The 10,562-nt window shown below is 44.3% G+C and carries 5 protein-coding genes, 1 tRNA gene and 3 pseudogenes; 2 read left to right on the top strand and 7 right to left on the bottom strand.

Annotation, left to right across the window (positions count from 1 at the left end):
* Positions 1-651 precede the first annotated feature (651 nt).
* On the top strand, positions 652-927 hold the full coding sequence (locus QUA80_RS32205) for a LapA family protein (protein ID WP_333428986.1): 276 nt from the start codon (positions 652-654) through the stop codon (positions 925-927).
* A 16-nt stretch (positions 928-943) separates the two neighbouring features.
* Here the strand turns inward: QUA80_RS32205 and QUA80_RS32210 are convergent, their stop codons facing one another.
* From QUA80_RS32210 to QUA80_RS32220, 3 genes are all read right to left on the bottom strand, one after another.
* Positions 944-1,945, bottom strand: a complete 1,002-nt coding sequence (locus tag QUA80_RS32210; RefSeq protein ID WP_333428987.1) for a hypothetical protein — start codon at positions 1,943-1,945, stop codon at positions 944-946.
* A 157-nt stretch (positions 1,946-2,102) separates the two neighbouring features.
* Positions 2,103-3,164 (bottom strand): hypothetical protein, encoded by a 1,062-nt coding sequence (locus QUA80_RS32215; protein ID WP_333428988.1) that lies wholly within the window; start codon positions 3,162-3,164, stop codon positions 2,103-2,105.
* Positions 3,165-3,712: 548 nt separating this feature from the next.
* Positions 3,713-4,387 carry an Npun_F0813 family protein gene (locus QUA80_RS32220; RefSeq protein WP_333339274.1) on the bottom strand — a complete coding sequence of 225 codons (675 nt, stop codon included), beginning with the start codon at positions 4,385-4,387 and terminating at the stop codon, positions 3,713-3,715.
* Positions 4,388-5,327: 940 nt separating this feature from the next.
* Between QUA80_RS32220 and QUA80_RS32225 the strand changes: the two genes are divergently transcribed.
* Positions 5,328-5,401: transfer RNA gene (locus QUA80_RS32225), tRNA-Arg, on the top strand.
* Positions 5,402-5,560: 159 nt separating this feature from the next.
* On the opposite strand, the gene QUA80_RS32230 is transcribed toward QUA80_RS32225, so the two are convergent.
* From QUA80_RS32230 to QUA80_RS32245, 4 genes and pseudogenes are all read right to left on the bottom strand, one after another.
* A complete protein-coding gene (locus tag QUA80_RS32230; RefSeq protein WP_333428989.1) occupies positions 5,561-5,980 on the bottom strand; it encodes a hypothetical protein in 420 nt (139 codons plus the stop codon).
* A gap of 84 nt (positions 5,981-6,064) precedes the next feature.
* Positions 6,065-7,563, bottom strand: a pseudogene (locus QUA80_RS32235) (IS5 family transposase).
* A 152-nt stretch (positions 7,564-7,715) separates the two neighbouring features.
* Positions 7,716-9,239 (bottom strand): annotated as a pseudogene (locus QUA80_RS32240) (IS5 family transposase).
* Between the two features lie 931 nt (positions 9,240-10,170).
* A pseudogene (locus tag QUA80_RS32245) lies at positions 10,171-10,562 on the bottom strand (hypothetical protein); the annotation flags it as partial.

Genomic DNA, 10,562 nt, shown 5'->3' on the forward strand with positions numbered 1-10,562 from the left:
AGTCTAAAAATGAAACGGTATCGAGCGGCAATGGACAATAATTATTTAGTTAAAATTTTAAACTCTGCCAGTTAATGGTCGAAATCTAAAACCTATCTAATCAGGAAAATTATCCGGCTTTAAGAAGTTTAGAAAATCTTAAGGTTCTGATTTAATCTGCTTAAATGTGGTTAAAATTAATGATTTTTAGAAGCTTTTTTTAGTTATTTAGCAATGCACAAATTTAGGTGTTTGTCAAATTAATTTAGATGCGTTTACCCTGAATAGGAGCCTGAATATTACCATTAGGAAAAGCGGGGAAATGGTCAGATTAAAATTAACACAGCTCACTCAATATTTTGGCATTATTATCAATAATAAATATGTCAAAGTCTGGTTTTATCGTACACACTAGCTAATTTACGATGATTACATTTAGGTCCTAGAACTTAACTACACAGAGGCTTTGAGTGTTTTCGGAGATGTCTGGTAAGTAAGGAAGAACCTAATTAATTTAAAAAATTCCTAAATCTTTTCCGAATCTACTTGACTTTTATCCGGATAATCTTGTATATTATTAAATAATGGGGTGTTTGCAAAAATAAAAATTTTATATAGATTTCGATTATAAAACAAGTATATAAGTTAAATTATTAACCTGTCAACCCGTTTATGAAAACAATTCCTCTGCTCGCCATTAGTTTTTTAGTAGCAATTTTATCAAGCGCGATCGGCATTATCTCAGTGCAGAACGCCGCCCCAGTATCCTTAAACTTTATCTTCTTTAAATCGATACAAATACCCGTAGGAGTAGTATTGGCCATGAGCATTAGTGCAGGACTCATTGGCGGTGCGCTGCTGCAACCTCTGTGGAACCTTTCAGATTTCCAAAACTCGCGTCCTAAATTTCAGACAAATTCAGAAGACTCTAACACCGCAGAATATTAACTTAATTGCTAAATCCTTAGATGGAATACACTTGGCCGTCAATCAGCAGCCGAGTAATTCCCTTGGCTAGCAAGTAAGGAGCGGCTTTTTGCAGCAGCCTGCCGTCAGGAATCTTGAAAACTCTTTGATTGCGAGTAGCAAATCGGCGGGCCACTCGGTGATTGTCAAATACTGCCAGGGTTTTCTCGCGAATTTCCTCAGGCGGAATTTGACCCAGTTCGCCAAAAGCTTTTAGAGGTCTGGTGATTAACTCCGCTGCCCGATCGACCACCAAATAACAAATTTTTGGTACAGATGCTTCGCTTAAAGGCAAAACTTGAATCAGTCCTGTGCCCCGAAGCTCGTTAGCGAAGCCCTCGAAGAGGATCGACTCGCCCGACGATATCGATCCCAGCATACCGCCTTCAAACAGAGAGTCTTCATCCTCTAAATCTTCGTCGAAGTCGTCATCTAAATCGTCTTCATCGTCATCGTCATCCCCATCGAAATCGCTAAAATCTTCACCTGCCAGCAGCCCTTTGGGTGGCAGCATTGCCTTTAGTTCACCAGTCACAACAGCGCGGTGGCTGCGATCGGCAAGATTGGCTGCTTGGGCTTCTGGCAAATCAGAAACATCCAAATCCGACTCTACAGTTCCTGGAGTTTCGAGTTCTCCCATTGGTTCAGCGGCAGATCCAGAACGCTTTCGGATCGTCGGCCTCGAATTTGAGGCTGACTGGGAGGCTGGGACTGACTCAGACAGGGGGACAGCTACAGGATCGGTTTCGCGATCGGCTTCCGACGGCTCAGCAGTAGCCTCTGTCGGTTTAGAAGCACTGCTGCGATCGGACAAACGCTTTTGTTTTTGGTGGACTAGAAATTCGTATTCCGGCTCCGACAAAGCGCCCTGAAGGATGCGCCTCACAGTCGAACTGCTCACTCCGTAGCGCTTTGCCAGAGTGATAGTATTTTCGTCCGACTGTCGGTACAGCCTGAGGAGTTCCCGTTTGTCTGAATCGGAGAGTTTTGTAGGCGTCATGCCAAGTTTTCCAGCAAAAAGACGTGAAAAGACGCAGGCTAGCGGTCAGCGAACAGTGATTTTTCTTTTTCGATTTAATAAAGTTGAGAGATGCCGACAAGAGTAAAAAAGCTTTCGCGTCCCCATCACTTGCCGAAGCAACCCTAACCTCCAATCGCTACGCGGCGCGACGAGTGCGCCTGCTCTGGCGAGAACGGGTTGAGATGTCATGTTCCAAGATAGCTCCAATCGCGAACAGGATGCCGCTGAAAACAAAAAAGACTTCCAGCAAACTGCCGCTTTGATAAGTACCCTCAGCCTGAGTATCGCGCCATTTAAAGTACATATCTGCGATGTAAAGCGAAAAAGTTGCAGCCGCAATCATCCTCCAAGATTGGGAAAAACGTCCTCCCCAAAACGCCAGCAGCAGTGCAGTAGCAATAATCAGCAGAAAAACGTCCCCGACGATGTAAAACAAATTGATTGCATTTTTGTGAGGCGAGAGTTGCTTGTCCAGTGCCATCACCCATGCCGGAGCTGTATTTGCTTCTGCTTCTGCTTCTTCTGGTGCGGATTTAGCATCAATCGCTGCTGCTCCTTTTGCCTGTAACTTGGACGCATTGTCCAAAGCAGGCGCTTTTCCGTTGGCACTGGTTGCTGGTGCAGGTTCTGTCACTACTTCCTGGGTAGCTGCCGGAGCCATTCCTAGCTGCGCCCTCCAAGAGTCAGGTGCAGCAACCCAGATAGCTACAGCAATCCCGAAGGCTGCAATTCCCGCTAACAAACCCCACTGCCAAATTTCTAGATTCAGGCGCTTGGAAGTCACAGCTAGAACCATGCCCCCGATCAGTACCACATAGCTGCCCAGATAAAACGCATCTGCTGGAGACACGTCCGGGTCTAACCCGAAATAGAGTTCCCAAATCCCGAACAGCACGTTGGCTATGAAATAGAACAGCATCCCCAGACCAATGCCCAGCCAGACTTTGCGCCCGCTGACCATGTGCGGGCTTTGCCAGTTTCTAAAACAGACTAAAGCCGCTCCCAAGAATGCTCCGCATTCAAAAATATAAGTGCCGATCGAATACCAAAGCGGTAAACCCTCTTCTGCTGAGAGGGGGACGCTGAAAAGCAAAAAGAACAGCAGCGCCATTACAGCCCAGACAATACCCGCAATCACTAGGGTCTGAGCTGACAGTAAAGATGGAGATGTAGATGACTTTTCTGAAGTGCTACTCATAGGGATTCCACGAGACCTAACTAGCGGTTGAACGCACCCCATCTCAATTTTTGATTGTAGATGAGGATTCTTTCGCCAAAAAACCTTTGTCTGACGCTCCCGGAACAACTGGCGTCCTCAGCGTGTTGTCGGGACTTTTGCCCTCGTACACTCTAGAAAGACTAAGCAAGACAAATATCTATTTACTAATTCAAGGAATTAGTCGTCAGTCGATCTTTTGCCCGGAAATATAATGATAGAAATACGGTATGTGTTCCACCATTAAGGCTTTTACAGTACCAAATCTATCTCTGAAATTATACCCTCAAATGTTGCTGTATCTGTTTTTTTGCTTTCGCACTCCCCGACTCACATCAATGATTGTGGTTGGAGAGTGCGATCGAAATTCAGTTAAGTTGCCCGACCGTAGATGGCATCCAAACCGAATCAACTATTTGGTTGGTCAATACAAGTTGGCAACCCAACCTGTATATCGCGTAACCCCTACAGTGCAATTATCTAAGCTCAATTATCTCACCCCAATTGTCTGAGCAATTGTCAAAGATTTTCTATGCTGCGATCCACAACTTGTTGAGGGCTGATTGTTTCAGCCAATCTAGAAACTGAGTCCGATCCGGTGCTGACATATCTTGGAGTACATCGTTCACTCCCTCAGCGAAGTCCGTATTGCCAAAATATGATTTGCCCAAACGGTGGAGTTCTTGCAGTAAGGTCTTGAGATGCTGCTCTTGCCAAGGAGGCACCTTGTGATTTTGCAAGGGACTAACGGTCAGCCAATTTTTGATCGCATCAGGGGAGTCTGCCTGGGGGAAGTTTCCCTGCTGAAATACCTTGGCGATATCTTTCTGAAACGATGTGGCTTGCCTTGCGCCTAAAAGGTCCTCTACATCGAAGTAAACTGCTTGGAGAAGCAGCAGACAACCCTGCGCGAACAGCGGTGCCTTGGCTGCTTCATTACCTGCCGGTTCTTCACCCGCAAGCTGGTCTAAACGGACTTTTCCCCAGACGCTATATCTATCCGGCTCTTCTAGCAGAACGCACGCTTTACCTCGGTTGTCGGTTAAGTCCCGCCACAAGGCTCTGGCGTCTTCTGCTTGCTTGCCGTTGAAGGCGCTGATCAGGCGAAAAGTCTGCCCCTGATAATTGAGAATGGGAATTTGTTGATCCCGTTTTGGGTGTTGAAAATTGGTTATTTCAACATCCTGCCGTTTCAGAATAAACATGACACTGCGATTTGACTCCTGTCATGGCCGAGGTGCTGTGCTTTTGACACTCCCCATGCCTAAAGGCGAGGGGATTCTTGATTCAGCGAGTCCACTTAAATTAGCAGGATTGCTCCCGATCACCCAGAGATGGTTCTCTCCTCAAGCGTTTCGATACTTTTTTGCTAACAAATGCTAACAAAGATGTGAGCTGAGATAGTCTCTCAGCCTAGGCGTATAAATCAATGCACGAAGGAAAATCCCCCGCGCACAATTTACGACTGCTGTACTGGCAACGCTTGATTTTCGCGCTCTTGCCGAGCGGGCGATTGACTGTTTTGCTTTGATGCCGTAGAGGAAGCTGATAGATAGGCTTCTTACCATCAGGGATTTTCACCTGAGTCTTTCAATCCTAGTTCTACCACATTTTTCTCAAATATCAAGTCGAGCAGAATATTAGCAAACATAACTGAATATCAGCTAATTAGTCATTGTGGCTCAACTCATGCCTAAAATCAGGGGGCAATCTCTGGTTGTTCGGTTATGCGGTCAGCGTTTTAGGCTTTGGCACTATCGAATATTAACATAATCAATAGGTATCTCCGAAAAAGCACCTGTGACTCTTGTCGTGTCTGAGCGCGGACTTAATTTCTGAAGAGATCCCATCGACCAAATATTTGGGTTTCAACTCCACCTCTAAATACTTTACCCGAGTTCACGTCCTACCTAGTTTGGATTGTAAATTTACAACTATGCTGTTTTCAGGCGAGTCCCTCCTGCTTTTGTGAGATACAGTCTTGAAGGAACAGGCTCTCTCATCACCTTGGTTTTTTTCCCGACCCATCGCGCTCCACCCCGTATTTTCGTACCTCAAACCGATTTCTGCGTAAGTCGTAAGATAATTTACTTGCTCGATCGCACACTGCACCGATAGAATAATGTTGTTAGCAATTTTAGAGTTGGGTGCGTAACTCAGTTGGATAGAGTAGCTGCCTTCTAAGCAGCGAGCCGCAGGTTCAAGTCCTGCCGTACCCGTCAAGCAAACCTAATAGCATCAACGCTTTGAGCCGTTCTTTACCGCAAAGTAGAGAGCGGCTCAAAGCTTATTTGTTGTGCATTTGTTTCGCACAACAAATGCACAACACCACCAATCTGGGACAGGTGGTATCCAGCCATCCTTTCGGCAGACACGGGCTAGCTCTGGGAGTCAAGTATTTCCAAGAGCGTCTCCACGTCTGCCAAGTCCGCCTCAGACTTTTTGCGCCGTGCCTTGAGTTGGTTGAGCAAGTCGGCCGCTTTTGGAAATACTGCGACGATGGGAGCCGAGTTTGTATTTGCTTCCCGTGAGCGTCGCGCTTCCTTGAGCTCTTGCTCCAGCATCTGCACCTTCAGCCCTAAATCGCCGTTGCACTCGTGTAACTGATTCAGTTCCCCGTCGCATTCTGCAAGTTGCTTGTGGGCCGCTTTCAATTCCTGCCGCTCGCCATTCATCGTTGCCATCGCTCGGGCCCTCAATTTTCCCAGCCGTTCCTCAATGGCGGCCATCCGCTCCATCACGGGGTCAAGACTTGAACTTACAACCTTGTCTACAATGTCTGCAGCATTTGTAGACATGACACTGTTAAGTAATTGGACAGAATTAATTAGGGCTTGCTGAATAATCGATCGCTTTCTGGCGATCGGGAGTGCTCGATATATTTAAGCCGAGTTAAATATGAGTTTTTCCTGCCTCATTCTGAGTAAAGCATAACCCCAGATTATGTGCAGCCCAAAAACAGGCATTGTTTTCCCCGAACGGCATAAAAACAAACAAAAAACCCGGCGCCACCAGGTAGAAAGGTTCATGACTAAAAAAGTAATCGCAATGACTGTTTCAGAAGTACTATCAAGTTTTGCCATCACTCTATTCAGACCGAATCTTCGTTTACGCAAGTCCCGAACTTTCCCTCAATCGCATTGCGAATTCTCTCATCTTCCAACGCTTGCTTCTTTTTTTCTTTGCTGATATTGGTTGGAGGCCTTCCTAAAGGCGGTCCACTGATTCTAATGCCTTTGTCTTTGCACCAAGCTCGGTTCTCTCTTGTACGATAAATGCGATCGGCATGAACTGACTCTGGATAGTGTCCTGTAAATTTACAATAGGCTTCTACTTGTGCTTTTAAGTCTCCGGATTCGTTAAAATTGTCCCAGCTCATCCGGTCTAAAAATACATATCCTTCAAAGCAGCTCGCTGATATTTTAGCTCCAAATTCAACGCTTTTTCCGGCTTTTCCTCGCGACGTTGGGACGGATGTGGGGTTGGCTTAAACTTACTACTCTATCCTCAATACTCTGTTTATTGTTGTCAAATAACCATTGCTGTTGGCGATAGACTTCTGTGAGGACTAACAAAGTTTTATATTGCTTTTTATTTAAACCTTCTAGGGTTGCACCTGAATCGATTAGCTGTTCAATATGAGCCAAGTTTCTTTTGATATATTGAAGTTGTTTTTTAATGGCCTGTCTTTTTTTGTTTCGGGTGGGTCGTCTTTGCGCAAGCTACTGCTAAGTAGTCTTTTCTCGCTAGATTACGGTAGGTTCTTGGTTTTTGAGGGATTTTTTCCTTAATTTGTTTATACAGAATGTCTATAATTTTTTCAGTATGAACTCTAGCTCCATTTAATAGTCCTAAGTCGGTCGGATAACTAATATCGGCTGGAGCACAGGTTGCATCTATGATTAATTTTCCGCGATTGGGTGACTCATTTTGGGCGTCCGAATCCTTTTTTTTTTCTGATTTAACTGGGCTGAGCGAGCGGATTTTTTCAACCATTCGTTCGTTGACTTTATTAATTAGGTTCGGACTAATTCTTTGCCGAAAATGAACTAATAGAGATGGGTCAAAGGGTAGCTCGTTACTGTAGCTTGATTGACCAATAAAGTATTGTAGATAGGGGTTTTCCCGGATCTGTTCTACCGCGAGCGCGATCGCTAATTCCGAGTTTTTCTTTGATGATTAATGCCCCCAACGCCATCCGAAATGATTTAGCTGGTGCGCCCTTTTCGGTGGGGAAGTTTTGGGCATATTCTGCTTCAAACTCTGACCAGGGAATTAGTTCGGCCATTTTTACCCAACGGTTGTCTAATGACAACCTTCCTCCAAAGGGCAGTTCAAACTCGGATGGGGGACTTGAGGCAAGCTCAGCTTTTCTGTACACGAGCGCACTGGGTGATGCAAGGGTTTTGTACTATTTTACCTGTTTATCTTGCACACTTCTCTCGATCGCACGAGCGCATAACCAGGCCGTGTAACCTTTCTGCACTTATCCAGCAAGCCCTAATTAGGGCTTGCTGAATAAGTCAAAAAAACTCAAAAAAAGTTTGATCGCAAGTTCGAGCAAGCCGACAAGTTAAGTTTTTGTTTGAGTTTGCTCCCGCACACATAATTTTTGATTATCACTGACCCGCAACCAATTGTTACTGATGAAAATTGACACAAAAAAAGCCACAATAATCTTTTCAATCCGGCGACAATATTCATCAACAAAAAAGTAATTGCAATCGCTGTTAGAGAGGTATTATCGAGTTTAACCATCACTCGATCTAGGCTAAATCTTCTCTTTGCTTGCCCAAATTTTCCATCAATTGCTTGGCGGACTCTTTCATCTTCTGCTGCTTGCTTTTTTTTCTCTTTACTGACGTGAGCGGGCGGTCTTCCTAAGGGCGGACCACTCATCCTAATTCCGTTTTTTTGACACCAGGCTCGATTGTCGAGCGTGCGGTAAATCTTGTCAACGTGAACCGATTCTGGGTAATGTCCTGTGAATTCTTTAAATGCTTCTACTTGAGCGATTAAGTCTCCTGACTCATTGAAGTTGTCCCAGCTAATTCGATCTAAAAATACATAACCTTCAAAGCTGCTCGCAGATAGTTTAGCTCCAAATTCTGTATGTTTTCCTGCTTTTACTCGCGACGTTGGGACGAACGTGGGGTTGTGTTAAACTTACAATTCTATCGTCAACTTTATTTGTCTTGTGTTCGTACATCCATGCTTGTTGTCGGTAAACTTCATGACACACCAGCAGCAGCTTGTATTGCCGTTTACTCAAGTTATTTAAATTAGCTCCTAACTCGATTAATCTTTCAATATGAGAGAGATTTATTTTGATGTATTGCAGTTGTTTTTTAATCGCCGTTCTTTTTTTACTCTGCGACGGTCGGCGCTGCTTGGTAATGGATAGGTAGTCTTTACGTGCTTTGTTCCGGTAGGTTCGGGGTTTTTTCTGGCAGAGTTCTTGAATCGATTTATATAGGATATCTACAATCTTTTCTGGAGAGCATCCTGGCTCGATCGAGAATGCTGATGTCTGTGGGATAGGTAATATCGGCGCTGGCACAGGTCGCATCTAACAGTAATTTTCCTCGGAGTACACTGTCACTCGGTTCTTCTGGTTCTTTTTTATTTGATTCAGATTGAGGGGTGGTGGCTTCTCGGAGCTTTTTCACCATTTTTTGATTCACTTTATTGACCAGATTGATACTTATTTTTTGTCGAAAATGAACCAATAGAGAGGCATCAAACGGGATTTCATTGCTGTAAGATGAGAGAGCAATAAAGTATTGTAGGTATGGGTTTTCCCGTATTTGTTCTACCGCGAGCGCGATCGCTAGTCCCTAATTTTTCTTTGATGATTAATGCCCCCAATGCCATCCGAAAAGATTTAGCGGGTGCTCCTATAGATGAGGCAAAATTTTGAGCATATTCTGATTCAAATTCCGACCATGGAATAAGTTGGGCCATCGTTACCCAACGGTTGTCTGAGGCTAATTTTCCACCATGAGGAAAATTAAAGCTTTCTGGTAGGGTGCCATCTGGGTCAACTTTTCGGTACACGAGTGTCAACGGTGGTGCAAGGGTTCTGTGCCATTTTATCTGTTTTCCTTGCACCTGAGTCTCGTTCTGGCGATCGAAACTCAGGCAGCGCCACCTGATGGCGCTTATTCAGCAAGCCCTAATTACACAGTGATTTTTTGCTAATTTTTTACTAGACAAGGCTTGTAAGCCCATAGTTTTGTGTAATTAATTGTGTCGTACTACTTATCGCTTCGTGCAGACAAATCTGCAGACGAGGAGAGCAAAAAGCAATTCATATGGTCAGTGCTTGGGCGACCAGTCAAAGATTAGTTTTAGGACAGGTTAAGGTTGATAAAAAGTCGAATAGACATCTCCGAAAATACTCAAAGCCTCTGTGTAGTTAAGTTCTAAGACCTAAATGTAATCATCGTAAATTAGCTAGTACAGCGCGGCGGAAATAAACAGACCATTAAATAGCCAAAACTTTGCCCTTATATGTCCACTTAAAAGGTTTAGCCATTGTTTGATTAAAGTAGTCGATAAAATGGTATCCGCTCAATAAATCGGGGTAACAGCAAAAAAGAAGGTTCACAATCTAGGCACAGCATGGTAGCGCTCTTCTGTCACTCTAAGCAGAGGAAAAGTGGTAATCGACCGATAGAGTGGAATCAGGAAAAGGATGAGAGAGAAAATTCATCAAAGTAATAAGCCTTGGAAATCCCAAAGATAATTGTGGAATTAGAAATATCTTTAACCAGAAAATAATCCGGTTAAAACAAATAAAAGGTAAACTAACTAAACGGAGATTATTTAAAATGTTCTTCCAACCTTTTCCTCTATCCCACTGTGGGTGTTCTGTGAGAAGTTGTATAACTCGTTCACCCTCATTGTCAGATGTAAAGCCCTGCTGTTGGGTTCCAGGCAGAGTAAATAAGCTTACCAAGAAATAAGCACTCGAAACTGGGCGCATCTAGAAGTTGGGGGAGGAGCCAGAATTGGAAAAAAAGTTCGCATCCGAAAACAAGTCGTCGAAGCGACCATTTACCCACGCTAGGCGTAAATGCAGCAAGTGATTAAATCCCTCAGAACTCCATCGCATACCTACACCCTTAAAGCGCTGTTGGATTAACCATTTACAAGCACTCTCGACCATCCCAGAACCTCTGGGTATGGCTTCGGCTTCAAAACTTTTATAAGTAATATGATTTTCATGAATTTTCAAATAATTATGTACTCGGCGGATAATTTGCCGTTGGCTAGGGGTTAAACAACCCTTCGCTAAAACGTAACCGTTCAGGGGGTGCGCCTGCGGCGCACCACCCGGCAAGCTTTGGTGGTAAAGATTTGAGAGTATTGATGCCA

It is taken from the genome of Microcoleus sp. F4-D5, assembly GCF_036704885.1.
Lineage (GTDB): Bacteria > Cyanobacteriota > Cyanobacteriia > Cyanobacteriales > Microcoleaceae > Microcoleus.